Origin of the sequence: Agrobacterium salinitolerans (assembly GCF_002008225.1) — a bacterium.
Taxonomy (GTDB): Bacteria; Pseudomonadota; Alphaproteobacteria; order Rhizobiales; family Rhizobiaceae; genus Agrobacterium; species Agrobacterium salinitolerans.
In genome coordinates this window covers 188,603-214,503 of sequence record NZ_MRDH01000027.1, presented here as the reverse complement: position 1 = coordinate 214,503, position 25,901 = coordinate 188,603, and the positions used below count along the sequence as shown (strand labels likewise).

At 59.7% G+C, this 25,901-nt stretch carries 24 protein-coding genes; 16 read left to right on the top strand and 8 right to left on the bottom strand.

The annotated features are described in order from the left end of the window. Window positions 1–3 precede the first annotated feature (3 nt). The 4 genes from BS627_RS19345 to BS627_RS19330 all read left to right on the top strand — a co-directional run bounded on the left by BS627_RS19345 (window position 4) and on the right by BS627_RS19330 (window position 5,506). Complete coding sequence (locus BS627_RS19345) at window positions 4–1,632, top strand: alpha-D-glucose phosphate-specific phosphoglucomutase (RefSeq protein WP_077984793.1); 1,629 nt, start codon at window positions 4–6, stop codon at window positions 1,630–1,632. Window positions 1,633–1,942: 310 nt separating this feature from the next. After that, a complete protein-coding gene (gene glgX, locus BS627_RS19340) occupies window positions 1,943–3,898 on the top strand; it encodes a glycogen debranching protein GlgX (RefSeq protein ID WP_077984792.1) in 1,956 nt (651 codons plus the stop codon). A 54-nt stretch (window positions 3,899–3,952) separates the two neighbouring features. Next, window positions 3,953–4,441: a MaoC family dehydratase gene (locus BS627_RS19335; RefSeq protein WP_077984791.1), complete on the top strand. Its 489-nt coding sequence runs from the start codon at window positions 3,953–3,955 to the stop codon at window positions 4,439–4,441. Between the two features lie 21 nt (window positions 4,442–4,462). Beyond that, window positions 4,463–5,506 carry a DUF2332 domain-containing protein gene (locus tag BS627_RS19330; protein ID WP_077984790.1) on the top strand — a complete coding sequence of 348 codons (1,044 nt, stop codon included), beginning with the start codon at window positions 4,463–4,465 and terminating at the stop codon, window positions 5,504–5,506. Here BS627_RS19330 and BS627_RS19325 read toward each other — a convergent pair. The 5 genes from BS627_RS19325 to BS627_RS19305 are packed head-to-tail and all read right to left on the bottom strand — an operon-like array spanning window position 5,503 to window position 10,996. After that, a complete protein-coding gene (locus BS627_RS19325; RefSeq protein WP_077984789.1) occupies window positions 5,503–6,057 on the bottom strand; it encodes a sarcosine oxidase subunit gamma in 555 nt (184 codons plus the stop codon). The genes BS627_RS19330 and BS627_RS19325 overlap by 4 nt on opposite strands. Beyond that, window positions 6,050–9,010: a sarcosine oxidase subunit alpha gene (locus BS627_RS19320; RefSeq protein WP_077984788.1), complete on the bottom strand. Its 2,961-nt coding sequence runs from the start codon at window positions 9,008–9,010 to the stop codon at window positions 6,050–6,052. The genes BS627_RS19325 and BS627_RS19320 overlap by 8 nt, the downstream gene beginning before the upstream one ends. Continuing rightward, a complete protein-coding gene (locus BS627_RS19315; RefSeq protein ID WP_077984787.1) occupies window positions 9,007–9,321 on the bottom strand; it encodes a sarcosine oxidase subunit delta in 315 nt (104 codons plus the stop codon). The genes BS627_RS19320 and BS627_RS19315 overlap by 4 nt, the downstream gene beginning before the upstream one ends. Window positions 9,322–9,332: 11 nt before the next feature. Then, complete coding sequence (locus BS627_RS19310; RefSeq protein WP_165691320.1) at window positions 9,333–9,743, bottom strand: hypothetical protein; 411 nt, start codon at window positions 9,741–9,743, stop codon at window positions 9,333–9,335. Further along, a complete protein-coding gene (locus BS627_RS19305; RefSeq protein ID WP_059756984.1) occupies window positions 9,743–10,996 on the bottom strand; it encodes a sarcosine oxidase subunit beta family protein in 1,254 nt (417 codons plus the stop codon). Before BS627_RS19305 ends, BS627_RS19310 begins: the two co-directional genes overlap by 1 nt. A 317-nt stretch (window positions 10,997–11,313) precedes the next feature. Here BS627_RS19305 and rpsU point away from each other — a divergent pair, with 317 nt between their 5' ends. After that, a complete protein-coding gene (rpsU, locus tag BS627_RS19295; protein WP_003508541.1) occupies window positions 11,314–11,541 on the top strand; it encodes a 30S ribosomal protein S21 in 228 nt (75 codons plus the stop codon). 133 nt (window positions 11,542–11,674) lie between these two features. Continuing rightward, entirely contained in the window at window positions 11,675–12,574 is a 900-nt protein-coding gene (locus tag BS627_RS19290) for a tetratricopeptide repeat protein (protein ID WP_077984786.1), read from the top strand. Window positions 12,575–12,644: 70 nt separating this feature from the next. Here BS627_RS19290 and BS627_RS19285 read toward each other — a convergent pair whose 3' ends face one another. Then, window positions 12,645–12,911 carry a DUF6074 family protein gene (locus BS627_RS19285; RefSeq protein WP_077984785.1) on the bottom strand — a complete coding sequence of 89 codons (267 nt, stop codon included), beginning with the start codon at window positions 12,909–12,911 and terminating at the stop codon, window positions 12,645–12,647. A gap of 341 nt (window positions 12,912–13,252) precedes the next feature. Here BS627_RS19285 and BS627_RS19280 point away from each other — a divergent pair, with 341 nt between their 5' ends. Together BS627_RS19280 and BS627_RS19275 are read left to right on the top strand one after the other, a co-directional pair. After that, the gene (locus BS627_RS19280) at window positions 13,253–13,531 is read left to right on the top strand and encodes an exopolysaccharide production repressor protein (RefSeq protein WP_077984784.1); all 279 of its coding nucleotides are present in this window, start codon (window positions 13,253–13,255) and stop codon (window positions 13,529–13,531) included. Window positions 13,532–13,640: 109 nt separating this feature from the next. After that, complete coding sequence (locus BS627_RS19275; RefSeq protein WP_077984783.1) at window positions 13,641–14,630, top strand: glycosyltransferase family 2 protein; 990 nt, start codon at window positions 13,641–13,643, stop codon at window positions 14,628–14,630. A 189-nt stretch (window positions 14,631–14,819) separates the two neighbouring features. Here BS627_RS19275 and BS627_RS19270 read toward each other — a convergent pair whose 3' ends face one another. Further along, the gene (locus BS627_RS19270) at window positions 14,820–15,788 is read right to left on the bottom strand and encodes a polysaccharide pyruvyl transferase family protein (protein ID WP_077984782.1); all 969 of its coding nucleotides are present in this window, start codon (window positions 15,786–15,788) and stop codon (window positions 14,820–14,822) included. A gap of 51 nt (window positions 15,789–15,839) precedes the next feature. After that, window positions 15,840–16,805, bottom strand: a complete 966-nt coding sequence (locus tag BS627_RS19265; protein WP_077984781.1) for a glycosyltransferase family 2 protein — start codon at window positions 16,803–16,805, stop codon at window positions 15,840–15,842. A gap of 117 nt (window positions 16,806–16,922) precedes the next feature. Between BS627_RS19265 and BS627_RS19260 the strand changes: the two genes are divergently transcribed. The 8 genes from BS627_RS19260 (at window position 16,923) to BS627_RS19225 (ending at window position 25,890) form a co-directional block, all read left to right on the top strand. Beyond that, window positions 16,923–18,401 (top strand): lipopolysaccharide biosynthesis protein, encoded by a 1,479-nt coding sequence (locus tag BS627_RS19260; RefSeq protein WP_077984780.1) that lies wholly within the window; start codon window positions 16,923–16,925, stop codon window positions 18,399–18,401. Between the two features lie 372 nt (window positions 18,402–18,773). Then, on the top strand, window positions 18,774–19,922 hold the full coding sequence (locus tag BS627_RS19255; protein ID WP_077984857.1) for an acyltransferase family protein: 1,149 nt from the start codon (window positions 18,774–18,776) through the stop codon (window positions 19,920–19,922). Between the two features lie 4 nt (window positions 19,923–19,926). Further along, window positions 19,927–20,718, top strand: a complete 792-nt coding sequence (gene exoK / locus BS627_RS19250) for an endo-1,3-1,4-beta-glycanase ExoK (protein WP_077984779.1) — start codon at window positions 19,927–19,929, stop codon at window positions 20,716–20,718. Window positions 20,719–20,783: 65 nt separating this feature from the next. Further along, on the top strand, window positions 20,784–21,965 hold the full coding sequence (locus tag BS627_RS19245; RefSeq protein WP_077984778.1) for a glycosyltransferase family protein: 1,182 nt from the start codon (window positions 20,784–20,786) through the stop codon (window positions 21,963–21,965). A gap of 17 nt (window positions 21,966–21,982) precedes the next feature. Continuing rightward, complete coding sequence (locus BS627_RS19240) at window positions 21,983–22,981, top strand: glycosyltransferase family 2 protein (RefSeq protein ID WP_077984777.1); 999 nt, start codon at window positions 21,983–21,985, stop codon at window positions 22,979–22,981. Next, window positions 22,978–23,922 carry a glycosyltransferase family 2 protein gene (locus tag BS627_RS19235; RefSeq protein ID WP_077984776.1) on the top strand — a complete coding sequence of 315 codons (945 nt, stop codon included), beginning with the start codon at window positions 22,978–22,980 and terminating at the stop codon, window positions 23,920–23,922. The genes BS627_RS19240 and BS627_RS19235 overlap by 4 nt, the downstream gene beginning before the upstream one ends. Further along, complete coding sequence (locus BS627_RS19230; RefSeq protein WP_077984775.1) at window positions 23,922–24,917, top strand: glycosyltransferase family 2 protein; 996 nt, start codon at window positions 23,922–23,924, stop codon at window positions 24,915–24,917. The genes BS627_RS19235 and BS627_RS19230 overlap by 1 nt, the downstream gene beginning before the upstream one ends. Before the next feature lie 67 nt (window positions 24,918–24,984). Further along, on the top strand, window positions 24,985–25,890 hold the full coding sequence (locus BS627_RS19225) for a UTP--glucose-1-phosphate uridylyltransferase (protein ID WP_077984856.1): 906 nt from the start codon (window positions 24,985–24,987) through the stop codon (window positions 25,888–25,890). The last annotated feature ends 11 nt before the right edge of the window (window positions 25,891–25,901 follow it).

Sequence of the window (25,901 nt, the reverse complement as noted above, 5' to 3'; positions counted from 1 at the left end):
CCAATGATCAAGACCGTTCAGACGAAGCCCTATCAGGACCAGAAGCCGGGCACTTCAGGCCTGCGCAAGAAGGTGCCGATCTTCGCCCAGGAAAATTACGCCGAGAACTTCATCCAGTCGATCTTCGACGCGCTTGAAGGCTTTGAAGGACAGACGCTGGTGATCGGCGGCGACGGCCGCTATTACAACCGCGAAGTCATCCAGAAGGCGATCAAAATGGCTGCCGCCGCCGGTTTCGGCAAGGTGCTGGTTGGTCAGGGCGGCATTCTCTCCACGCCGGCCGCCTCCAACATCATCCGCAAATACAAGGCCTTCGGCGGCATCGTTCTTTCCGCCAGCCATAATCCCGGCGGCCCGAACGAAGATTTCGGCATCAAATACAATATCGGCAATGGCGGCCCCGCGCCGGAAAAGATCACGGACGCGATATATGCCCGCTCGAAGGTCATCGACAGCTACAAGATTTCCGATGCCGCCGATATCGACCTCGACAAGATCGGCAGCTTCAAGGTGGATGAGCTGACAGTCGAGGTGATAGACCCGGTCACAGACTATGCCACCCTGATGGAAGAACTTTTCGATTTCGACGCCATCCGTGCGCTCATCGCTGGCGGCTTCAGGGTCGTCATCGACTCCATGAGCGCTGTCACCGGCCCCTATGCCGTGGAAATCCTCGAAAAGCGTCTCGGCGCGCCGAAAGGCTCCGTCCGCAATGCAACGCCGCTGCCGGATTTCGGCGGCCATCATCCAGACCCGAACCTTGTCCATGCCAAGGAGCTTTATGACGATGTGATGAGCCCGCAAGGCCCCGATTTCGGCGCGGCCTCCGACGGTGACGGCGACCGCAACATGGTTGTCGGCAAGGGCATGTTCGTCACCCCGTCCGACAGTCTCGCCATCATCGCCGCCAATGCGAAACTGGCCCCCGGTTATGCCGCCGGCATTTCCGGCATCGCCCGCTCCATGCCGACCAGTGCGGCAGCGGACCGTGTGGCCGAAAAACTCGGCCTTGGCATGTATGAAACGCCGACCGGCTGGAAATTCTTCGGCAATCTCATGGATGCCGGCAAGGTGACGATCTGCGGTGAAGAAAGCTTCGGCACCGGCTCCAACCATGTGCGCGAGAAGGACGGCCTGTGGGCCGTGCTCTACTGGCTCAACATCGTCGCCGCCCGCAAGGAAAGTGTGAAGGACATCGTCACCAAGCACTGGGCCGAATATGGCCGCAACTATTACTCCCGCCATGACTATGAGGAAGTGGATTCGGATGCTGCGAACACGCTGGTCGCCACCCTGCGCGAAAAACTCGCCACACTTCCCGGCACCAGCTATGGCAATCTGAAGGTCGCGGCGGCGGATGATTTTGCCTATCACGATCCGGTCGATCAGTCGGTCAGCAAAAATCAGGGTATCCGCATCCTGTTCGAAGGCGGCTCGCGCATCGTGCTTCGCCTCTCCGGCACGGGTACTGCGGGTGCAACGCTTCGCCTTTATGTCGAGCGTTACGAGCCGGATGCGGCCCGCCACGGCATCGAGACGCAGACGGCGCTCGCCGATCTGATTTCCGTCGCCGATACCATCGCCGGCATCAAGGCTCATACCGGCCGTAGCGAGCCGAGCGTTATTACCTGAGAGCTTTGTCCAGTTGCATCAGCGGTTGCTGGAGAGGCGCGGAATCGAAAAGACGGGAGGCGGCCACAAGGCCGTCTGAGAGTAGTAACAGACCACTCTCCAAACTCGACGTCATCCTCGGCCTTGTGCCGAGGATCTGCCAACGTATCGTCCAATCAATGCGTAGCAGATGCTCGGGACAGGCCCGAGCATGACGGAGGAGTGGTTTTCGTTTCGCCATCGATCATAGGCGGACGCATACCCGCCTTCCACTACCGGCCACCTTCTAGCGTTACAAAGAAGAAACAACTATCCCTCGGAGAGACCGACCATGCAGACACCTTCCGTTTTCCCCAAAGGCGCAATCCAGACGGAAAACGGAACGGAATTCACGGTCTACTCCCGGCACGCCTCGCAGATCGATCTCTGCCTTTTCGATACGAAGGGCGAAAAAGAAACGGCGCGTTTACCGATGGCGCGCGGTGAAGATGACGTTCACCGGTTAACCGTCTCCGACGCGGGCCCCGGCACGCGATACGGCTTTCGCACTCACGGCATTTACGCCCCTGAACACGGCCTCTGGTTCGATCCTGCGAAACTGCTGCTCGACCCCTATGCCACGGAGATCGACCGCCCCTTCCGGCACGACCCCGCGCTTTACGCCTTTGGTGCGGAAACCGGCGGGATCATGCCGAAAGCGATCCTTTCGCAATATGAGCCGGTCAGGCGTCAACCGCCGCTTTTTGCCGAAGGCGGGCTGATTTACGAACTCGCCGTCAAATCCTTCACCCGGCTGCATCCTGAAGTGCCGGAAGAGATCAGGGGCACCGTTGCCGCACTTGCGCATCCCGCCATTGTCGCGCACCTGAAAAAAATCGGCGTCGATGCGGTGGAGTTGATGCCGATCACCGCATGGATCGATGAGCGCCACCTTCCGCCGCTCGGCCTTTCCAATGCCTGGGGTTATAATCCCGTCGGTTTCATGGCACTCGATCCGCGCCTCTGCCCTGGCGGCGTGCGGGAATTGCGCGACACGATTGCGGCACTGCATGCGCAAGGCATCGGCGTCGTTCTCGACCTGGTCTTCAACCATACCGGCGAAAGCGATATCGAAGGCTCGATCCTGTCGCTGCGGGGTCTCGATAATCTCACCGCCTTCCGCCACCCGCCGGGAAAGCCGGGCGTGCTGGTCAACGATACCGGCACCGGCAACACGGTTGCCTGCGACCACCCCTATGTTCGCCAGCTCATCATCGATTCGCTGCGGCATTTCGTTCTCAATGCCGGCGTGGATGGCTTCCGTTTCGATCTTGCGCCGGTGCTCGGGAGGACGGCCGCGGGTTTCGACATGGCGAGCGAGACGCTGGCCGCGATGCATTCGGACCCGGTGCTTTACGACCGCCTGCTGATCGCCGAACCCTGGGATATCGGCCCCGGCGGTTATCAGCTCGGCAATTTCCCAGAAAGTTTCCTGGAATGGAACGACCGCGCCCGCGATGACATGCGCCGTTTCTGGCGTGGAGATGCTGGCACGACGGGGGCGCTGGCCAATGCCCTGTCCGGCTCCTCGCCGATCTTTTCCCGCCATGGCCGCCTGAAAAGCCGCAGCGTCAATTTCCTTGCCGCCCATGATGGTTTCACCCTGTTCGATCTCGTCAGCCACGAACACAAGCACAATGAGAAAAACGGCGAGAACAATCGCGACGGCCACAATGAAAACCACTCCTGGAACAATGGTTTCGAAGGCCTGACGGATGACCCTGCCATTGTCGCCGCCCGCATTGCGGATGTGAAGGCGCTGCTTTCCACCCTGTTCGTCAGCCGCGGCGTCTTGATGCTGACCGCCGGCGATGAGGGCGGCCGCAGCCAGCATGGCAACAACAACGCCTATTGTCAGGATAATGACATCACCTGGGTCGACTGGTCTTCGCTTGTCCCCGAACTGATCGATCACACGGCATTTCTCGCAGCGCTTCGCAAACGCTTCGGCGTCTTTTCCGAGACCGGCTTCTTTTCCGGCAGCGGCGATGTGACATGGCTTGCTCCGGGCGGGGAGCCCATGACGATTGCGGACTGGGAAAGCCCGAATGGACCCGCCTTCGCCATGGTGCTTTCAACGTCGGACCGGGAAACGGGCGACGAGGTCGAGCTTGCGGTTCTCATCAATCGCGGTCGCGAGGTCGTTCCTTTCACGCTGCCCGGCGATGGCTGGCATGCGATCGGCACGGATTTCGGCAATCCCGCCTTCCTGCCCGCCCGTTCCGTGGTGTTTTATCTGCGCAGTTGATCCCTTCGCGTCGCCAGCCGTATAAGTCCCTGGAAACAATGCGGACGAGGTAACATGACAAAAGAAATTGCGCTGGCCGACATGAAGGACCGCGTCGGCACGGAAATGGGCGTTTCCGACTGGATCACCGTCGACCAGACGATGATAAACGCCTTCGGGAAAGCGACACTGGATGAACAGTTCATCCACATGGACCCCGAGCGCGCCCGTGCTGAAAGCCCTTTTGGCGGCACCATCGCCCATGGTTTCCTGACGCTGTCGCTGCTTTCGGCGCTGAATTACGACGCCCTGCCCCGTATTCGCGAACAGACCATGGGCATCAATTACGGCTTCGATACCGTCCGTTTCGTGACGCCGGTCAAAAGCGGTGCGCGGGTGCGCGGCCGTTTCACGCTGGCGGAAGCGCGTTTTCGCGGTGCGGCCATGCTGATGACAACCTATGACGTGACGGTGGAAATCGAAAACGAAAAAAAGCCGGCGCTTACCGCCCGCTGGACCACCATCAGCCAGTTCAACCCGGAAGACAGGCCGGAAGACGCCTGAACGCAAAAAGGGAGAGACCGCATGCATGACGAAGCCGTAAGGAACGCGTTTCTCGTGCAGGCAAAGGCCTGCGACAGCCTCGGCTCTCCCTTTACCGCACGGCTTTGTCGCGCCGTGGCCGCAAGGCTCGACCGCCAGACGGAAGTGGGGGAGACAATCCTGTCCTGGCCCGGCGATGTCGGCCCCTCCGGTGATTCCGTTCCCCTGCGGCTGGCGGGCGCCCTGCATGCGCTCGCCATCGAGGAAAAGATCGCGCCGCTTGCCGATATTGCGCCGGAAGACGAAGAAGCGCTCTGGCAGGCCTGCGCCAGCGCCCTTCGTTTTCATTCGCCCTTCATCCTCGCAAGGTTGAAATCACCGCCGCAGACCAACGAGGTTCGCCGTTCCGCCGTTCTGCTGCCGGGCTTTCTTTCGATAGCGGCGCTGACCGGCAAGCCGCTCGTGCTGTCGGAGGTGGGAGCGAGCGCCGGGCTCAACCTGCAATTCGACCGTTACCGATATCGCCTCGGCGGCCTCACCTGGGGCGAACAATCCGATGTCTTCCTGTCTCCGGAATGGCGCGGCAACACCCCGCCGGATGGCCGGATCGAGGTTATCGAGCGCGCCGGCTGCGATCTCAACCCGCTCGACCCGTCTTCCGCCGAAGATCGCCTGCGGCTGATGTCCTATGTCTGGGCCGATCAGACAGACAGGCTGCAGCGAACCGCCGCCGCCCTGCGGATAGCCGTAGAACATGGTCTGCATGTCGAGAAGGCGGACGCGGTCGACTGGCTGAAACGCCGCCTTGCCAGGCAATATCCGGGTGCTGTCCACGTCGTCTATCACTCAGTCGCCTGGCAATATCTGCCCGATGCGTTGAAGGAGGCCGGCGAGGCTGTAATTAGCGAAGCTGGAACCCGCGCTACGCCGGATGCCCCGCTTGCCCGGCTGCAAATGGAGGCAGACGCGACGCCGGGCAGCGCCGCCATTACCCTTCAGATCTGGCCGACCGGCGAGAAGCAGGAAATCGGCCGGGCCGATTTCCATGGGCGATGGGTGGAATGGCGAGGCTGGATGGCGGGTTAAACCGCCACGTCCCCGGCCGCCTCCTGCAACAGCCCGCCGACATATTCGGCAAAGGAACGCCAGCATTCCACCCGGAACGTATCGTCCGCCGTGCGCAGCAGCACCACTTCCGCCTTACCGAAAACCGTGCGTGAGCAGGCGCCCACCGGGAACTGTGCCGGAGACAGGTCCTGCGGGCAGCCGGCATTGAGTGCTGCTTCCGCGCCTGGGCCGGAGACGATGACGGCCGTGTTGCGGTGGGAAACATCGGTTGCGGAAAACAGCCCGGAGACGCCGGCAAGCGCAGCCATCAGGTCGCTTTCACCCTGATCGATCACCAGCCATTCATCCGGGCCAAGCCATAGAGCCGAGCGCAGACCCGACGTGACGGAGCCTTTCGGGTTGGTGGGCAGAGCAAGGCCGAGTGCCTCCGAGAGCGCCGGTACGGCACTTTCCCGCGCCCGCAGAGACAGCCGCGAGGCGGAGGCGGCGGTTTTCAGCGAAACGAAAGGCGAGCCGCCGTGAAAATCCTCAAGCACGGATTTGCGTTTTGCGTGCAGCATGTCAGCCATTGAGACGGGCTCCTTCCTTGTCGAGGAAGACCATGTCGGTCACTTCGACGGCAATGGTTTTATCGGCAAGCGGAATATAAAGCGTTTCACCCATGCGCGCCCTGCCATCCGCCACCAGCGCAAAAGCGATGGAATGGCCGAGATTTTCCGACCAGTAGGCCGAAGTGACATGGCCGAGCATGGTCATCGGCTTCGGCTGGTTCGGATCGGCAACGATCTGTCCGCCTTCGTCAGGCACGGTCAGTCGGTCTTTCGTCTTCAGACCGACGAGCTGCTTGCGGCCGGTGCGCGTCAGGTCAATGCGTTTCAGGCCGCGAATGCCGACGAAATCCGTCTTCTTCTTGGAAACGGCCCAGGCAAGCCCGGCATCGTCAGGGGTCACCGTACCGTCCGTGTCCTGACCGACGATGATATAGCCCTTTTCCGCACGCAGGATATGCATGGTCTCGGTGCCATAAAGGCAACCGCCAACGGCTTCCGCCCTGTCGCGGATCGCGGACCAGACGGCTGCGCCATAATCGGCAGGCACATTGATTTCGAAACCGAGTTCGCCGGTGAAGGAGACGCGGAAAAGCCGCGTCGGCACGCCGCAGAACTTGCCCTCGGCCACCGCCATATGCGGGAAGGCTTCGGGCGACAGGTCGATGCCCTCGACGAAGGGCGCGATAACCTCGCGCGCCTTCGGCCCCTGCACGGCAATGACAGCCCATTGCTCGGTGGCCGAGGTGAGCCAGACATTGAGATCGGGGAATTCGGTCTGAAGATAATCTTCCATATGCTGGAGAACGCGCGGCGCGCCGCCCGTCGTCGTCGTGACATGGAAACGGTCCTCGGCCAGACGCCCGACGACGCCGTCATCGTAAACGAAGCCGTCTTCGCGCGTCATGATACCATAACGGCACCGGCCGGGTTTCAGCGTATCCCAAGCATTGGTGTAGATGAGGTTCAGGAATTTCGCCGCATCCGGGCCGACCACCTCGATCTTGCCGAGTGTGGAGGCATCGAACACGCCCACGCTTGTCCGCACCGTCTTGCATTCGCGGTTGATCGCCTCATGCATGTCCTCACCCGCACGCGGGAAGAACCACGCGCGTTTCCAGTTGCCGACATCTTCGAACACCGCACCCGCCGCCAGCTCTTCCTCGTGCATCGGCGTCTTGCGGGTGGGGTCAAACAGCGCACCGCGCGAATGGTTGATGAGCGTGCCGAAGGTGACCGGCGTATAGGGCTGGCGGAAGGTGGTGAGACCGACCTTGGGCAAATCCCGGCCGAGCGCTTCCGATGCGATGGCGAGGCCATGCATGTTCGACATCTTGCCCTGATCGGACGCCATGCCATTGGTGGTGAAGCGCTTGATGTGTTCGACGGAATGCATGCCCTCGCGCACGGCAAGGCGGATATCCTTGGCGCAGACATCGTGCTGGAAATCGATGAAGGCCTTGACGCCGGTGCCCTCACCCGCGCCTTCGGCCGCACCGATCATGCCGCCCGTCCATGCCCGGGCATTTTCGCCGGAGAATTCCACCGAACCGCCCCCAGCAGCTGCCGCTTCGGCAATGATCGCGGAAAGATCGTCCGTGCCGTTGCAGGCGCCGATGGAGACGCAGTTCTGCACATGGATATCAGGCAGGAAACGCTGATTAGCCGCGTCAAACTTCAGCTTGCCGCGCGATTGCGAGAAGAGATGCACCGACGGTGTCCAGCCGGCGGAAACGACAAGCGCATCGATGGCGATCTTGCGCTTGTTGGAGACGCCATTGCGGCCAACGGTCATGGAAGAGACGCGCAGGCGGCCGGCGGTGTTGTAGACGCTGTGGCCCGCCAGCACCTCGATGCCGAGCGCCCGGGCCTCGTCCAGCAGACGCTGGTCCGGATTTTCGCGGCAATCGACGATGGCGGCGATCTTCACGCCCGCCTTCTTCAGGTCGAAGGCCGTCTCATAGGCCGAATCATGCGCAGTGTAGACACCGACATTGTGACCGACGGCGACGCCGTACTGGTTGAGATAGGTGCGGGCCGCCGAAGCCAGCATGATGCCGGGGCGGTCATTATTGGCGAAAACCATGTGGCGCTCGATCGCGCCTGCCGCGAGCACGACCTTCTTGGCGCGCACCTGCCACAGCCGCTCACGCGGCTGGTGTCTGGCGGGCGTGGCGAGATGGTCGGTGACGCGCTGCGCCAGCGCCACGAAATTGTGGTTGTAGTAACCGAAGGCCGTCGTGCGGGTCAGAACCCGGACGTTGGGCATGGATTGCAGTTCGGCAAGAACCTTCTGCGCCCACTCATAGCCGGGCAGGCCGTCGATCACCGCACCGGTGTCGAAGCGCAGCGCGCCGCCGACTTCGGCATTTTCATCCACCAGAATGACGCTGGCACCGGTTTTTGCCGCGGCAAGCGCCGCCGTCAGGCCGGCGACGCCGGCGCCGGCCACCAGCACGTCGCAATGGGCATAACGGCCGGAATAATGATCCGCATCCGGCTCGCTCGGCGCTTTTCCGAGACCAGCGGCGCGGCGGATCAGCGGTTCGTAAATCTTATGCCAGGCGGCCTTCGGCCACATGAAGGTCTTATAATAAAAGCCCGCTGCGAACATCGGCGAGAGAAGATCGTTGACGGCGCTCAGATCGAAGGAGAGCGACGGGAAACGGTTCTGCGAGGCGATGATCGCGCCGTCGAAGACTTCCTGCACCGTGGCGCGCACGTTGGGTTGCTTGCGCAGGCTGTCGCGGGAGACGTCGATCAGCGCATTCGGTTCCTCCGGCCCGGCGGACAGGAAACCACGCGGGCGGTGATATTTGAACGAGCGGCCAATCAGATGCACGCCATTGGCCAGCAACGCCGACGCGACGGTATCGCCTTCCAACGCCGGATAGATCTTGCCGTCGAAGGTGAAACGGGCGGTTCTGGCCGGGGTCAGCCGGCCGGCACCCTTTATACGATAATCGCCGCTCATTGCCCGGCTCCCTTTTCTGCGGAAAGGACCGTCTCAGTATCCGGTTTCGGTTCGCCCGCCCTGTAGGTCATCAAGAACTTGTCGCTGACTGAATCGCGGGCGGCGTTGAAGAAGCGGCCGCAGCCGTGAATGTGACGCCAGCGCTCGAAAACAAGGCCCTTGTCATTGTCGCGAATGAAGAAATATCCCGCGAAGGCCTCATCGGAGATATCGGCAATGTTTGTCGGACGCGCGATATGGGCTTCGCCCGACCAGCGGAATTCCAGTTCGGAACGGTCTTCCCCACAATAGGGGCAATGGATCAGAAGCATCGTCGCTCCACCTAGAGAGAGTTTTCCGGAAGTATGGTTCCGGCGGGTTGGTCACACAGCCGCTTTCCCATGGCTACGAAAGGGGAAAGCCGCTTTAAAAGCTGCTCGAAATTATCGAAGGGACGCAGCGCCGAGGCCCGGCCCATATTGACGATGGCGACCGCCATCATGTCGGTATCGATCGCGAAAGGGTAATCCTGCTCGCCATCCTCCTTCTCGCCGACAAAATAAACCATCTTGTTTGCGAGACTGGGAGCACAGAGAAGCAGGCCTTTTTCCGCCGCGAACGGCCAGTCTTTCTCGCCCTGCATCTTCGCAATCTTCTGACTGCGAAAATCCCTGGCCTCGGGAATGGCGCTGCCGGCGGGCACGGCCGCAACCGCGCCTGATATGTTGATCGCAAGCATGGCCGCCGCCAGCATCAATGCGCCACCGCGGCAGCGGCAGCCTCATCGATCAGGCGGCCGGTACGGAACCGGTCGAGCGTCAGCCCGGCCGCCAGGCGATGCGGTTCACCGCGGGCGATGAGATGCGCGAAGAGATTGGCCGAACCCGGCGTCGCCTTGAAGCCACCCGTGCCCCAACCGCAATTGACGAAGAGGTTTTGCACCGGCGTCACGCTCTGGATGGCGGAGCGGTCGGGTGTGTTGTCGGTGATGCCGCCCCATTGGCGCATCATCTTCACACGGCGGAAAATCGGGAAGAGTTCGCAGATGGCGTCGAGCGTATGGGTGATGATCTGCAAACCACCGGTCTGCGAATAGGAATTATACTGGTCGGTGCCAGCACCGATCACCAGCTCGCCCTTGTCGGACTGCGAAATATAGGCGTGCACCGTGTTGGACATGACCACGCAGGGGAAGATCGGCTTCAGCGGCTCCGACACCAGTGCCTGTAACGGATTGGAATGCAGGGGAACGCGGACATCAGCCATTTTCATGATGACGGAGGAGTGGCCGGCGGCGGAAACCCCGATTTTTTTCGCGCCGATGAAACCGCGATTGGTCTCCACACCCGTCACCGCTCCGTCCGGCCCACGGCGAATACCCGTGACCTCGCAGTTCTGGATGATGTGCACGCCGCGGTCGGAGGCCGCACGGGCATAACCCCAGGCCACCGCATCGTGGCGAGCCGTGCCGCCGCGGCGCTGGAGCGCTGCGCCATTGATCGGATACCGCGCATTGCCTGAGATATCGAGCGGCGGGCAATAGGCTTTCGCCTGCTCCGGCGTCAGCCATTCATTGTCGATGCCATAAAGTCGGTTGGCATTGATATGGCGGCTGAAGGACTGCCGGTCGTGAATATTGTGCGACAGCATCATCACGCCGCGCGCCGAATACATGACGTTGTAATTGAGATCCTGGCTCAGGCCTTCCCACAGTTTCAGGGAATGCTCGTAAATATCCATGCTCTCTTCATAGAGATAGTTGGAGCGGATGATGGTGGTGTTGCGGCCCGTATTGCCGCCGCCAAGCCAGCCTTTTTCCAAAACTGCGACATTGGTAATGCCGTGTTCCTTGGCAAGGTAATAGGCCGCTCCGAGACCATGTCCGCCACCACCGATGATGATGACATCATAGTCCTTGCGCGGTTCGGGCGAGGCCCATTGCGCATCCCACCCCTTATGACCCCTGAGCGCCTCACGCGCCACGGCAAAAACGGAATATTTGCGCATTCGCAATCTGCTCCTCAAGAACCGGCCAGAGGCCGTAAAGATAGTCCCGGCCCATATCATACACATGGCAAATCGGGAGGGGAGGCAATATTCATTTTGCGACGTCGCAATGATTTTGTTTCGACATTGCGGGACGAACGCGGGACAGCCCGTATTTTGCAGGCGGATTATGCGCTACCGGCTGGACTTGGCGCAAATGATCTGTTATTGCACGTCACCAATCGCCCAGCTGGACAGCCGGACGAACCATTTTTCGTTTGCGTGCGAATGCCTTTATTCTCACAGCAAGATAACCAAACTAAAGGAACGGGTTTAACGTGCAGGTACTAGTCCGCGACAATAACGTTGATCAGGCGCTTCGCGCCCTCAAGAAAAAGATGCAGCGCGAAGGCATTTTCCGTGAAATGAAAATGCGCGATTATTACGAAAAGCCCTCCCAGAAGCGCGCCCGCGAAAAGGCTGAAGCCGTTCGCCGCGTTCGCAAGCTGGCACGCAAGCGTGCACAGCGCGAAGGTCTGGTTGCAGGCCCCCGCGCAGGCCGTTAATAGGCCGTCTTTTGGACGTTTTTGAATGCTTGTTGGGCGGGGGCGATCAATTCGCCGCCGCTTTTTGTGTTTGTGGCCGGAGAATGTTCTTGAGAACGATCGTGAGACCGGCCTGCGAGGGAACCCACACCGAATGATCGCTGTCGACGCCTGTGTTGTGAAAAACGCCGATGCCTCTGCGCGCCGGTTGCCACTGAAAAACAACAGAGGGTTCCGCGCTTCTCTGGTCGTCTGCACCATCCTTGCCGGTCTTTCCGGCTGTGCGACATCCAACCAGACGGAAGATGTGTTCCGGATCGACCGCGCCCAGGGCTCGCAGGAAAACATCGCCTCGCTCACCTCGGTCATCAACGCCAATCCGCAGGACCCTGAAGGTTACAATGTTCGCGGTTCGGCCTACGGCCGCGCCGGCGATTCGCGCCGCGCCATCGAGGATTTCAACAAGGCGCTGCAGCTGAACCCGCGCTTTTACCAGGCCTATGCCAACCGCGCGCTGGTTTACCGCAATAGCGGCCAGCAGCAACAGGCCCTTCAGGACTACAACGCTGCCCTGCAGATCAATCCGAGCTACGATGTGGCGCTCATCGGCCGTGGCAATCTTTACCGCCAGTCCGGCCGCGTGAACGAAGCCTTCAACGATTTCTCCCGCGCCATCGAGCTGGAAACAACCGACGGGCGCGCCTGGCACAATCGTGGCCTGATCTACCAGCTGCGCAACCAGCATGCCCAGGCCATCGAGGACTTCTCCAAGGCGATCTCGCTGTCATCGACGTCGCCCGAGCCCTATAATGGCCGCGGCCTTTCTTATGTCGCGCTGAACGACGATGAAAACGCCTTCGCCGATTTCAACCACGCGATTTCGCTTGATGGTAATGTGGCGGAATCCTGGGCCAACCAGGCGCTGGTCTATGAGCGCCGCGGTGAGATGGCCAAGGCTGCCAAGTCCTATGCGCATGCGGCGCGACTCGATCCTAAATACAAGCCCGCACTGGATGGCGTTGCCCGCACGCGCGGCGCCGCTAGCGCCTCCTGAGGCGTACGGAACCAACAAAAAGCCGGCTGGTTTATAACCCGCCGGCTTTTTTATTGAAGAAAAAGAACCATCAATGGCTGTCGCGGCGTGCCTCGGGCGTGGCGTCCCCCGCCCACAATTCAGCCTGCACGGCGTTTTGAAATTCCATGACCTCGCGCCGCATGGCGGCGTCCTCATAGCCAAGCGCCGTCAAACGGGCGGCCAGTTCACGGCACTCCCTGCGCCAGAAATCATTCGCCTCCACACCATGCAGCCGGTCGAGCATGGTTGCACATCGTTTTACGTCGGCAATGCGGTTCTTTGCCGGAAAGGCGATTACTTCTGAACTCGTCGTCACGCGGGCACCCTGCTCTTCGAGGAATCAATACCGACTTTTTAAAGGCGAGATGGTTAACGAAGTCTGCAGAGCGTGACAGACAACCCGCAAGGGCCGCCCGCAGCACAGTTCTGGCGCTTCCAGACGCAGGAGCCGGTGTCGTCAGGCAGGCCTGATCGGCGCGAATCGGCAGTTATGGAGGAATTTACCAATCCAGATTACCGAAATTTCATGCCGCAACCGTTAGAAGAACTATATATGTGTGTTGAAACAGCACCGGTCTCATCGTATATTTCTTGCAAAGAAAAAAAATGCCGCAGCGCAGCCAAAAATGGAGAAATCGTTCTCGGGAGGAGAGCACCATGTATGCACCTCGTGTCTTTTTCAGCATGATCGGTGCATTGCTTGCCTTTGCGGTTGGCACGTATTTCATCCACGGATCATTCTATACCGCATTCATCCAGACGCTCATCTGTGCAGTCATTCTGCAAATCGGCTATTTTATTGGAATTCTGGTTCTCGTCGCCCGAGAAAAACGGCGGATGCGGGAAACCTTTTCGCGTGATCGCAGCGCCGAGACCATGGCGGCGGAACCGGCAAAAAGCGCCCCGCCGCACGGCGCCAAACTCACCGATATGTAAGCTTTTACGCAGCTTCTTTTATTGCGCCGCAAAAAATCGCTTGCATCCATACGCCTGACACTTTCTGCTGGCCAAATCCTGACGGTTGATCAAAGCAGAAGGACACCACATGGTGAGCGGTTCACAGCCCATTTGCGTCATCATCGCTGCGAAAAACGCATCTGAAACCATCGATATCGCCATTCGCTCCGCCCTTGCGGAGCCCGAGGTCGGGGAAGTCGTGGTTATCGACGATGGCTCCACCGACACGACAAGCGACGTGGCGCATGCGGCGGATGATGGCACAGGCCGTTTGCGGGTCGTGCGGTTCGATGTGAATCGCGGTCCTTCGGCCGCGCGCAACCACGCGATTTCGATTTCATCTGCCCCGCTCATCAGCATTCTCGATGCGGACGACTTCTTCTTCAGGGGTCGCTTCACTGCCATGCTGACCGATGACGACTGGGATCTCGTAGCTGACAATATCGCTTTCATCCAGCAATCGGTTTCCGGCGCTTCCTCCATGCAGCCGGCCCGTTTCGAGCCGCAGGCGCGGTTTTTATCGCTCACGGAATTCGTCGAGGGCAATATTTCCAGGCCCGGCGTGGAGCGCGGAGAAACCGGATTTCTGAAACCGGTGATACGCCGCTCTTTTCTCGACAAACATGCGCTGCGTTATGACGAGGCTCTGAGGCTTGGCGAAGATTACGAGCTTTACGTGCGGGCGCTGGCCGCCGGCGCGCGCTACAAGGTCATCCACCATTGCGGTTACGGCGCGATCGTGCGCGGCAACTCGCTGAGCGGCCGCCATCGCACCGAAGATCTTCGCCGCTTATACGAGGCGGACAAAGCCATTCTCGCTGGTTGCCGGCTTTCGGCAGAGGAAACAGCGATCCTGCGCGAACATGAAAAACATATCCGCGCCAAATTCGAGCTTCGCCATTTTCTCGATACGAAAAAGCAGAAAGGCATGGGCGGCGCGTTAAGCCACGCCCTTGCGCGCCTCCCCGCCCTGCCCGCCATCACGCGCGGCATCTGGAGCGACAAGACTGCCCGCTTCCGCAAATCGCCACCGGTGCGTGATGTGCGTTATCTGCTGGACGGCACGCCGGTTTCGTAAGGGAAAAGGCGACCTCCGCCAATTTCTCGCCGTCATCCTCGGGCTTGCCCCGAGGATCTACTCACGTATCGTATGATCGGTCGGTTGCAGATGCTCGGGACAGGACCGAGCATGACGATAGAGACCCTAGAGGATGGCATCCTCATGCGAAGGCGGCAGAAAACTCCCTGCCGCATCCACTCTTCGCCCTCAGAGATAATCCCGCTTCACCGTTTCCAGAACGGCGGCGAAACGCTCCTTGCGCTCTTCCAGCCGGCCATCCGGGCTGAGACGCGGCTCCGCGCGGCTTGCCTGCCAGAGCGCCAGCGTGGAAGGCGCGGCCAGCACCTGCTTGGCCAATTTGCGCAATGACCGGGACTGCGTTTCCTGCGGCCGGACCAGCACGTCACCCTCATGCGCCGGACCTTCATGCACCGGAACGGAACCGGCCTCGGCAATGGCGGGGCCGGGCGGCGGCGGGAAGCTCATACCCCAGAAGCGCGAGCCCTTTTTCGCCGCCTCGGCGCGGGTCGAAACCGGCACATAGCGCGGCTGATAGTCGACACCGACGCTGCCGGCCCAATCGCTCCATTTGAAGCTGTTGATCGACGGCGAGGTGCTGACCGCGACCCACGGCACGCGGAAGGCATCGGCAAGGATTGCACCATGCATGGATTCAGCCACGATGAATTCCGATTGGGCAATGGCGCGGATGACAGCTTTCGCCTCGCCGCGCGGGTCGAGATAGGTGAGGCCTGCCGGCTCGCAGACCGTTTCCCACATGCCGAATTCCGCCGATTCCCAGTGCGGAACAAAGGTCTTCTTGTAAAGTTTCGGCAGGTCTTTGAAATCGGGCATCTCGGTGACCATGACGGCGGGATCGACAATGCCTTTTTCGGGCGCGAGCCCGAGCTTGGCGGCAGTTTTTTCGCCGCGCACGCAGCGAATGTCCCAGAATTCGGTGCTGGTATCCGGCACCGCGCCGTAACCATAACCGCTGCCGATCACCAGCTTGCGCTGTTTTCCCGGCAAAAGAACATCGTTCAGGACAGTGCCGACTCCGACGAGCATGACATCGTCATGCACATCGCGCAGGCCCGGAAGCAAAAAGTCCCACAGCCACAGATTGAGATCGTCACCGAAATTTCCGTGATGAGATTCCCAGTGGTAAGGTTTCATGAGGTCACTCCTGGGTGAAAAACATATAAATTCTTGCGGGCGAGAATTCGCTCATCGCGGGCGGACGATTTTTCCGGCGCCGAGTTCGAAAGCAGCACGCAGCAGTGCCGGATCACGCATCGCCCACTTCAACAACAGTCCGAATTCGGGCGCCTTTCGCCGTTTCAAGTTGCCCGCCTGGCTCCACAGCGCCTGTTTGCGCGCCGTGTTTTTATAGGACGCAATGGAGGCGACATCGTCCGGCCGGCGTGAAAAACGCCCCTCCAGCGTATCGAGCGCCACCCAGGTATTGAACTGCTGGCGCAGGAATTCCGGCGAGGTATTGTCGATGCTGTGGAAGATATTGACGCCCATTCCGCGCATCGCACCGGCATCGTCACAGAGCAGCGTCCGCTTCGATGCGAGGATGGAATCGCAGAAAAACAGCACGTCTTCCGCCGCCAGTCTGAGCGCCGGATCGAAGCGGATTTTCTCAAAAAGAGGACGGCCGATTACCATGCAGGAGAGATGCAGGAAGCTCCAGTTGCGTAGCATCACACTTGCGAGATCCGGCAGCTCGATCACCAGAGGCTTCTCGGAAAGCCGTGCCGCGCCCTCATTTTTCTCCAACTCGGAAATGGCAAAATGATAATAAAATTCGTCACTTGCCTGCATCGATGCCCAGTAGCAATCGCCGTCGTAAGTCTCTAGTGCGAAGGCCGCATTCTGCAGATGATCTGGCGTCCAGATATCGTCGGAATCGAGAAAGGCAACGTAGTCGGTGCCGCCAGGCACATGGTCGAGACCGGTGTTACGCGCGCCGCCCGGGCCGGCATTGGCCTGCTTAATGACAAGAATCCGGTCTTTCTCACCCTGCGAAAGTTCCGCAAGTTCCTGATCGATCGGGTATGGCGATTCGTCATCGACGATGACAAGATCGAAGTCCTGGTAGGTCTGCGCAAAAACCGATGCGAGTGCACGTCCCAAGACACCGTGCTGCTTTTGGTAGTAGGGAATGACGACAGTAAACCTTGCCATTGTTTCGCCCCTTGCGTTGATCAAGAAGTGTCGGGCCCGATCCTAAAAGCGGCCCCGATGGTATCGGCAACTCCCAACCGGCTTCCTCCCGCCGGCCTCCAGAAACAGGATGCTTGTATGCCCCCAGCGCCAAATGTAAAGACCATCACCACGAATGTCGGCTGGAGCGTTTTATCAAAAACAGGGACATTCGGGCTTAAATTTGTCACGGTCCCAATTCTCGCTCGTCTCCTCACGCCGGAAGAATTCGGGGTGGTGGCGGTAGGACTTACGGTTGTACAGTTCCTGACCATGATCGCCGGGGCGGGCCTGACGTCCGCCCTTATCGTCGAGAAGGAAGAGGATATGGAAACGATCCATACCGTCTTCTGGGCCAATCTCGCCATCTCCTGCACAATGGCCGCCGTCCTCTACATCTTCGCGGAATTTTTCGGCGAACTGCTGGGTGCGGTGGAAAGCGCCTATCTGCTGCGCATCATGGCATTTCTCATCCCGCTGCAGCTTGCCGGTGATGTCGCCTATTCGCTGCTGGCGCGACGGATGAATTTCAGCAAGGACGCGCTGTGGAGCATGGCATCGGAAAGCATCGCGGCCATTGTCGCGGTCGCACTTGCTTTCATGGGTTTCGGCGTCTGGGCGCTGATCATCCAGCTTTTTGCCGCAGCCCTCATCCGGCTTGTCGGGCTTTATGCCGTTTCCCGCTATTGCCCGCGCTTCGTCATGAAACCGCGCCGACTGGTGCCGCTTCTCGGCTTCAGTTCGGGGCTGATGGGCTCGGAAATCGCCAATTTCGTTACCTTCCAGTCACCGATGGTGGTCATTGCCCGGCATCTTGGGCTGGCGGATGCCGGCGCCTATTCCGCCTCCAACCGCTTTGCCAGCATTCCCAACCAGGTGGTTCTGTCGGCTGTCATGGGTGTCCTGTTTCCCGCCTTCAGCCGCATGATGGACGATCCGCAGCGCCGGCGCGATGCGCTGATGTTCAGTACGCAGGTGCTGACCGTGCTTTTGGCACCGATGATGTTCGGCCTCTGGGCCGTGGCGGAGCCGGCCATGCTTGTCATCTTCGGGCAGAACTGGGCCTATGCCTGGCCCGTTCTCGGCCTGCTCGCCCTGTCGAAGGCCATTCTGACGCCGTGCAGCACCTTCATCCCGTATTTGAAGGGAGCAGGTTACGGCCGCGTGCTGTTCTGGTCGGCGACGATCCGCGCCATCGTCACCACCGTCGCGGTCTGGCTTGCCGCGCTTTATGGCACCCTAATCGACGCGATGGTTTGGCTCTGCATCGTCAATGCGGTAACGCTGGTCGCCTATTCCTGGGCGGTGTTCAAGGCAAGCGATACACCCTTCTTCCGCGGCCTTTATGTCAGCAGCCGGCCGATGATCGCGGCGCTGATCATGGCCGGTGCGGTGCGTTATCTGCTTCACGTTCTGGCTGAGCGCGTTCCCAATGCCACGCTTCAGGTTCTCATCGGCGCTGCCGTGGGTGGCGTCATCTATGCGGTGCTGATCCTGCTGACTGAACGGGCGCTGCTCGGGAAAATTCTCGGAATGGTCAAATCGCGGCGCATGCAGAGCAATGCAACCCAAGGTTAGTTCAATCGCAGAAAAACGCGCCTCATTTCCGCCGTTAACCGGCCTTTTCCGCGGTGATTTCCCTCACCGCGGCAGGGGCGTATGGCGGTTCTTTTTGCAGCGCAATATCACGACAAATGACAATTTCACACGCTAGGGCGATTTTTAACGATAGCCATTTTTATAAAAATGACAATAATTTCAAATGTTTGAATTTTTAAAGCGACAGGAATGACTGGAACGCCAGACATTCACCCGCAAAATCTAAGCTTGTGTTTTTCCCGCGTCGCCACATTTTATCCCAAAGTCGAAACCAGACTTTCCAGTGCGGGCTTAAGTTCGCTCTGGTTGCAACGCGGCGTGGGTGGACGCCGCCCAATAGGGGTGACTGATGTGACTGTCGATCAGAACCTATCCTCCCGTATCAATTTGATGCGCATATTGCTGATTTCAGGGATCGTGTTCGTGCATGTGCCGCACGATGCCGAAACCAGCCCTTTTCTCGGCCTTTACGGCTTCTTCGATTGGCTGCGCGTTTTCCTGGGCGATGCGCTCTTCCGTATCGGCGTGCCCTGCCTCAGCGCCATCTCCGGTTACCTGCTGTTTCGCCGCGGCATGAGTGAATTCAATTATCCGGCAACAATCCGCTCCAAATCGAAGACCGTGCTTTTGCCCTTCCTTCTGTGGAATGGCGCGCTGTTTGCCGCCGTATTGCTGATCCAGCTCTTCGATGTCGGCGTGGGGTATTTCCCCGATCTGTGGAATGCCAGCCCGCGCGAAATCCTCAGCCATGGTACGGCACTCGAAGAACTGCCGGTGAACGTGCCGCTTTATTTTCTGCGCGACCTTTTTGTCTGCATTCTGCTGTCGCCGGTGCTCGCATTTCTGATGCGCCGCTTCGCGCTGCCGACGCTCGCAATCCTGTTGATCATCACGGCCATGCCGGACCTGACGATCTTCATCGTGCAGAAGAAATCGATCCTCTTCAGCTTTTCGCTCGGCATTGCGCTCGCTCTGCACCGGGTCGATGTCAAGGCGCTTGATCCCTACGCCCTGCCGATCATGGTGCTAACCTTCACGGCATCCGCCATTCTTGCTACGGGTCTTTATTTCACCGGCCCGGAATTCACCTTCTGGCTCAACATGTCGCGCAATCTGCTCGCGGTCTTCGGCGCGCTTGGTTTCTGGGTGTCTTCATCGATCCTGATCCGCAGCAGGCTTGGCCAGCGGCTTGCCGAGACCGGCAGCCTCAGCTTCTGGATATTCTGCGCCCACTACCCGCTGCTGGTCATCATGTGGATGGTCTGGAACAAGGGCGGGCCGGACTTTTATCCCGCCTTCTATATCAGCGCGACATTGTCCGCCTTCGTCATCCTGATCATCAGCAACGCGCAGACACGCAAATATCTGCCCACCGTCTATTCCGTGCTCACCGGGAGCCGCAGCGGCAAACGCAAGACGGCAACTGCTTCCCCGACCAAACGGGCCTCCATAATCGGCCCGCCCACATCCGAAACGCTTTATTCGCAACGACAGAGGTGAACCAATGACAACATTTGTCACCCGCGTTCAGACACGCATTCTTCTTGCCGCAGCCCTTTCGGCCACGGCTTTCGCAACACCGATGCAGGCGCAGGAAGGCAACGGCGCGTCCTTCACCGAGAATTTCGACCAGATGGACAGAAGCTTCTGGTACGTTTCAGACGGCTGGAACAACGGCGCGCATCAAAACTGCACCTGGTCGAAAAAATTGGCGACGGTGGAAAACGGCCAACTCACACTCGGTTTCGAAGAAGCCAAGGCTGGGGACCGCAAATTCGCCTGCGGCGAAATCCAGACCAAGGGCCGCTATCGTTACGGCACCTATGAAGCGCGCATGAAGGCCGCCACCGGCTCCGGACTGAACTCCGCCTTCTTCACCTACATTGGCCCGACCGACAAGAAACCGCACGACGAAATCGACTTCGAGGTTCTCGGCAAAAATACCGGCCAGGTGCAGCTCAACCAATATATCTCCGCCAAGGGCGGCAATGAGAAGCTGGTGCCGGTGGAAGGTGGAGCCGATGCCGGTTTCAACGACTATGCCTTCGTCTGGGAACCACAGCGCCTGCGTTATTACGTCAACGGCAAGCTCGTTCATGAAGTCACGGACGCAACGAAAATCCCGCAAAACGCCCAGAAGATTTTCTTCAGCCTGTGGGGCACCGATACGCTGAAGGACTGGATGGGCAAGTTTGCTTATGCCGGGCCGTCGCAGATGGTCGTTGACCGCTTCTCATTCACTGCCCTCGGCGACAAGTGCCAGTTCCCGGAAAGCATCGCCTGCGCTCTGAACTGACCGGATTTTTTGAACCAAAACCTGTGCTGCGACGTCTTTGACGCGCGAACCAACCGGAACCCTGCATGACCCATATTCTCTATCTCGCGCATGATCTGTCGGACCCCGCCATTCGCCGGCGGGTGCTGACCTTGCTCGCGGGCGGGGCGCGGGTCACGCTGGCAGGTTTCCGGCGCGGGCAGAACCAGCTGGCGGAAATCGAGGGCGTCGTGCCCGTCGTGCTTGGGGAGACCGCCGACGGGCAGTTTCTGCAACGCATGGCGGCTGTGGCAAAAGCCAGCCTTTCGCTTGGAAAGGTCCTGAGCGGCATCCCGACACCCGACATCATTCTTGCCAGGAACCTCGAAATGCTGGCTCTGGCAAAGCGGGCCATGTCGATCTATAGCGGCCAGCCAGCACTGGTTTACGAATGTCTCGATATTCACCGCCTGCTTCTCAACAAAGGCAGGCCCGGACAGCTGCTGAATGCTGCGCAACGTTATTTCGCACGCGACGCCAAACTGCTGGTCACGAGTTCTCCGGCATTCGTGGAGCATTATTTCAAACCTGTGTCGGGCCTCGACCTTCCCGTCCTTTTGCAGGAAAACAAGGTGCTGGCGCTCGACAGCACCGTTGCCGCCGCGCCGCAACCCCGCCCCCCCAAGCCCGGCGAACCATGGAAAATCGGCTGGTTCGGGGCGCTTCGCTGCCGTAGGTCGCTAGAAATCCTCGCTGAGTTTGCCCGCCGCATGGAAGGCCGGGTCGAAATCATCCTGCGTGGCCGGCCGGCCTATTCGGAGTTTACCGATTTCGATGGCTTCGTGGCCGCTGCCCCGCATTTGCACTTCCACGGACCTTACAAAAACCCCGAGGATCTAGCCGCGATCTACAACGAGGTGCAGTTCACCTGGGCGATCGACTTCTTCGAAGAAGGCCAGAATTCCAGCTGGCTGCTGCCCAATCGGCTTTATGAAGGCGGCCTTTATGGCACCCTGCCGATTGCGCTTTCCGGCACGGAAACCGCCCGATTCATCGAAAAACGCGATATCGGCTTTGTCTTGGCAAATGCAAGCCCGGACGACCTCGCCGCACTGTTCGGCCAAATGACGCCGCAAACCTATGCGAACGCCTTCGACACCCTCTCGGCAATCGACAGGAAACAATGGCTGACGGACCGCGACGATTGCCGTCGGCTGGTCCAGCACTTGTCCTCGCTCACCACATCCGCTTCCGGCCATGCCCGTGAAGCGCAGTTTTCAACCGTGTAGTGCGTAGGGGGCAAATTATGGAAGGTCTTGGTCATTCCGGCATCAGAACGCTGATCGTCATTCCTTGCCTCAATGAGGCAAAGACAATCGAGGGGCTGCTTGTCAAATTCACCAATGCAATGCAGGGGCGTCTCTTCCGTATCGTGGTTGCCGATGGCGGCAGCACGGATGGAACCCGCGATATCGTTTCCGCCTTTGCGGCGACGGATGACCGCGTCACACTTCTCGCCAATGCGAAGCGCATCCAGAGCGCTGGCATCAACCTTGCCGTTGCCACCTTCGGCGAGGATTTCGACTATCTCATCCGCATCGACGCCCATGGCGATTATCCCGATGACTATTGCCAGCGGCTGATCGAAGATGCGGAACGCACCGGCGCGGATTCTGTCGTCGTCGCCATGGACACCATCGGCCACGGCCTGTTTCAGAAAGCGACGGCCGTCGCCCAGAATTCCAAGCTCGGCAATGGCGGTTCCAAGCACCGCGAGGGTGCCAAAGGCCACTGGATCGACCATGGCCATCACGCCTTGATGCGGATTGCCGCCTTCGACGCGGTCGGCGGCTATGACGAGAGCTTCAGCCACAATGAGGATGCCGAACTGGATTTCCGCCTGCGCAAATCCGGTTTCCGTATCTGGATGACCGACAAGACCCGCATGACCTATTATCCGCGCGCCAGCGTCATGCCGCTGTTCCGGCAATATCTCGCCTATGGCCGCGGCCGGGCGAAGAACCTCCTGAAGCATCGCTCGATCCCGAAAATCCGCCAGATGATCCCGCTCGCCGTCTTGCCGGTGTTCATCTTCGCGCTGCTATCGCTCGTGCATTGGGCGGCCCTTATCCCGCTCGGCCTCTGGATCGCCGCATGTTTGGGTTATGGCTTGTGGATGGCAATAGGTCAGAAAAACCCATACGGCCCGCTCGCCGCCTTTTCGGCGATGGTGATGCATCTGGCCTGGTCCACCGGCTTCTGGCTGGAACTCCTGAAATTCCGGGGAAGAAAGGCTGTCTCATGACCGACAACACCGTCACCCGCCCAGATGATTCGAAAACCGTCGATATCGGCATTTGCACCTACAGACGCCCGGCACTTATCGCCACACTTCTGTCACTCTTCGAGCTGGACGTGCCGGAAGGCGTGAAAGTTCGTCTTATCGTCGCCGATAATGACGAGGAGCCGAGCGCCAAGGCGAGCGTCGATCGCCTGCGCGAAACCGCCCCGTTCGAGATCACCTATGTCCATTGCCCGAAATCGAATATTTCGATTGCCCGCAATGCCTGCCTGTCGGAATGCAAGGCGGATTACCTCGCCTTCATCGATGATGACGAAACCGCCCCGCCGCACTGGCTCTCCGCCCTTCTGGAAAAAGCCGGCGAGACCGGTGCGGAAGCGGTTCTCGGCCCCGTAGCGGCCGTTTACCGGGACAATGCGCCGGGATGGATGAAACGCGGCGATTTCCACTCGACCGTTCCGGTCTGGGTGAATGGCGAGATCATCACCGGCTATACCTGCAACACGCTGCTCAAGATGGATGCGCCTTCGGTGAAGGGCCGGCGCTTCGCGCTGGCGCTCGGCCAGAGCGGCGGCGAAGACACCCATTTCTTCTCGCATCTTCACGCCGCCGGCGGGCGTATTGTCTTTGCGGAAGATGCCATGTTGTCCGAACCCGTGCCGGAAAATCGCGCAAGCTTCCTATGGCTTGCCAAACGCCGCTTCCGCTCCGGCCAGACCCACGGCCGCGTGCTGGCGGACAGGAAACCCGGTATACGCCGCGTGGGGCAGGTGCTGAAGGCAGGTTCGAAAGTGCTTTATTGCGCGCTCTTCGCCGCCTTGAACGGTCTCAACGCCGTGCGCCGCAATCGTTATGCGCTGCGTGGCGCACTGCATATGGGCTCGATGAGTGGCGCTTTCGGCGTGCGCGAAATCCGCCAGTATGGCGCGGTGGAGGCGACCTGATGGAAAACCTTGCCTCACCGCCCGATATCAGCTTCATCATCGCCGCCTATAATGCGGCCGATACAATCGAAGCCGCCATCCACAGCGCGCTCGACCAGCAGGGTGTGACGCTGGAAGTGATCGTCGTCGACGACCGTTCCGCCGATGACACTATCCCATTCGTTGAGGCGATTGCCGCCATTGACCCACGTGTGCGCCTGCTTGCGCTGGAAGAAAACCGCGGTCCGGGTGGTGCACGCAATGCCGGCATCGAGGCCGCGACGGGACGCTGGATCGCCGTGCTCGATTCCGACGACGTCATCCGTCCGCAGCGTTCCGCCTGCATGATGTGCCGGGCGGAGGCCGCGAATGCTGAGATCGCTGTCGATAATCTCGATGTCGTCTATACCGACGGCAGACCGATGGAGACGATGTTTCCGGAAGAGTTTCTGGAGGAACGCTCTGCCCTCACGCTCGAGGACTTCATTTCCTCCAACATCCTGTTCCGTTCCACCTTCAATTTCGGCTACATGAAGCCGATGTTCCGGCGCGATTTCCTCAATAGCGAGGCTCTGCGCTTCCGCGAGGATATACGCATCGGCGAGGATTATATCCTGCTCGCCTCGGCGCTCGCCGCCGGCGGCCTCTGTGTCATCGAACCGAAGCCGGGCTATATCTACAATATCCGCGAAGGCTCGATTTCGCGTGTGCTCGAACTTCATCACGTCGAAGCGATGATGCGGGCGGATCAGGAGTTCCTCAGCCATTACACTTTGCTGCCGGCAGCCATGGATGCGCAGCAGGCGAGAGCCCGCAGCCTGCGGCTGGCGCATAATTTTCTGACATTGGTGGAAAACATCAAGAGCCGCTCGGTACTCGGCGCCTTGAAGACCACGATAAGGGATCCTGCCGTGCTGGGGCATTTGCGAATGCCAATTGCAGTGCGGCTGAGGAGGTTGCGGGACGCCATGTTTGCGCCCGCGGCGAATACAGGGGTGAAAAGACAGATTTCGTGAAATTGACGCGTGGACGAAATCTGCGCGGGGACTGGGGACAGATCAAACCTTGATGAAGGAGAACGCGATGGACCTGAACAAAACTGTCAGAAAAGCCGTCATTCCCGTAGCTGGCAACGGCACACGGTTTCTGCCCGCCACCAAGGCGATGCCGAAGGAAATGCTGACGATCGTGGATCGTCCCGTCGTGCAATATGCCGTCGATGAGGCCATGCAGGCTGGCATCGAACACATTATTTTCGTGACGAGCCGCAACAAGACCGCCATCGAAGACTATTTCGACAGCGCGCCGGAACTCATCAATACGCTGACCCGCTCCGGCAAGACCGTGCAGGTGCTGCAGCTGGAAAAGATGCTGCCGGTTGCCGGCACCGTCAGCTATACGCGTCAGCAGGTGCCGCTCGGTCTCGGCCACGCCGTCTGGTGCGCGCGCGAGCTGGTAGGCAAGGAGCCTTTCGCCCTGCTTCTGCCGGACATGGTTTCTTACGGCGCACGCGGCTGTATCGCCGGGCTGATGGAGCTTTACGATGAAGTCGGCGGCAATATTCTCGGCGTCGAGGAATGCCTGCCTGAAGAAGTCTCGTCCTATGGCGTCGTTGGCGTCGGCCAGAAGGTCAATCACGGCTTTTCCGTCACCGAGATGGTCGAAAAGCCGGAACCATCCAAGGCGCCTTCGAATTATTACCTGAATGGCCGTTACATCCTGCAGCCGGAAATCTTCGATATTCTCGCCAAGCAGGAGCGCGGCGCGGGGAATGAAATCCAGCTGACCGACGGCATGAAGCGGCTCGCCGAAAAGCAGTCTTTCCATGCGCAGAAATATTCGGGCCGCACCTTTGATTGCGGCAGCAAGCAGGGCTTCATTGCCGCCAACGTCGCCTTTTCGCTGATGCGGGCGGATATGGAAGCCCATGTCCTCGCTTCGGTGAAGGAACTGATTGCAAACCACGAAAGCCGCGTCCAGGCGGCCTGACGTTCATCGCG

Bases quoted from the DNA above. Each gene is read 5' to 3' on its own strand.
- BS627_RS19345 (WP_077984793.1), top strand. From the start codon at position 4: ATGATCAAGACCGTTCAGACGAAGCCCTATCAGGACCAGAAGCCGGGC.
- glgX (WP_077984792.1), top strand. From the start codon at position 1,943: ATGCAGACACCTTCCGTTTTCCCCAAAGGCGCAATCCAGACGGAAAAC.
- BS627_RS19335 (WP_077984791.1), top strand. From the start codon at position 3,953: ATGACAAAAGAAATTGCGCTGGCCGACATGAAGGACCGCGTCGGCACG.
- BS627_RS19330 (WP_077984790.1), top strand. From the start codon at position 4,463: ATGCATGACGAAGCCGTAAGGAACGCGTTTCTCGTGCAGGCAAAGGCC.
- BS627_RS19325 (WP_077984789.1), bottom strand. From the start codon at position 6,057: ATGGCTGACATGCTGCACGCAAAACGCAAATCCGTGCTTGAGGATTTT.
- BS627_RS19320 (WP_077984788.1), bottom strand. From the start codon at position 9,010: ATGAGCGGCGATTATCGTATAAAGGGTGCCGGCCGGCTGACCCCGGCC.
- BS627_RS19315 (WP_077984787.1), bottom strand. From the start codon at position 9,321: ATGCTTCTGATCCATTGCCCCTATTGTGGGGAAGACCGTTCCGAACTG.
- BS627_RS19310 (WP_165691320.1), bottom strand. From the start codon at position 9,743: ATGCTGGCGGCGGCCATGCTTGCGATCAACATATCAGGCGCGGTTGCG.
- BS627_RS19305 (WP_059756984.1), bottom strand. From the start codon at position 10,996: ATGCGCAAATATTCCGTTTTTGCCGTGGCGCGTGAGGCGCTCAGGGGT.
- BS627_RS19290 (WP_077984786.1), top strand. From the start codon at position 11,675: ATGATCGCTGTCGACGCCTGTGTTGTGAAAAACGCCGATGCCTCTGCG.
- BS627_RS19280 (WP_077984784.1), top strand. From the start codon at position 13,253: ATGTATGCACCTCGTGTCTTTTTCAGCATGATCGGTGCATTGCTTGCC.
- BS627_RS19275 (WP_077984783.1), top strand. From the start codon at position 13,641: ATGGTGAGCGGTTCACAGCCCATTTGCGTCATCATCGCTGCGAAAAAC.
- BS627_RS19270 (WP_077984782.1), bottom strand. From the start codon at position 15,788: ATGAAACCTTACCACTGGGAATCTCATCACGGAAATTTCGGTGACGAT.
- BS627_RS19265 (WP_077984781.1), bottom strand. From the start codon at position 16,805: ATGGCAAGGTTTACTGTCGTCATTCCCTACTACCAAAAGCAGCACGGT.
- BS627_RS19260 (WP_077984780.1), top strand. From the start codon at position 16,923: ATGCCCCCAGCGCCAAATGTAAAGACCATCACCACGAATGTCGGCTGG.
- exoK (WP_077984779.1), top strand. From the start codon at position 19,927: ATGACAACATTTGTCACCCGCGTTCAGACACGCATTCTTCTTGCCGCA.
- BS627_RS19245 (WP_077984778.1), top strand. From the start codon at position 20,784: ATGACCCATATTCTCTATCTCGCGCATGATCTGTCGGACCCCGCCATT.
- BS627_RS19240 (WP_077984777.1), top strand. From the start codon at position 21,983: ATGGAAGGTCTTGGTCATTCCGGCATCAGAACGCTGATCGTCATTCCT.
- BS627_RS19235 (WP_077984776.1), top strand. From the start codon at position 22,978: ATGACCGACAACACCGTCACCCGCCCAGATGATTCGAAAACCGTCGAT.
- BS627_RS19230 (WP_077984775.1), top strand. From the start codon at position 23,922: ATGGAAAACCTTGCCTCACCGCCCGATATCAGCTTCATCATCGCCGCC.
- BS627_RS19225 (WP_077984856.1), top strand. From the start codon at position 24,985: ATGGACCTGAACAAAACTGTCAGAAAAGCCGTCATTCCCGTAGCTGGC.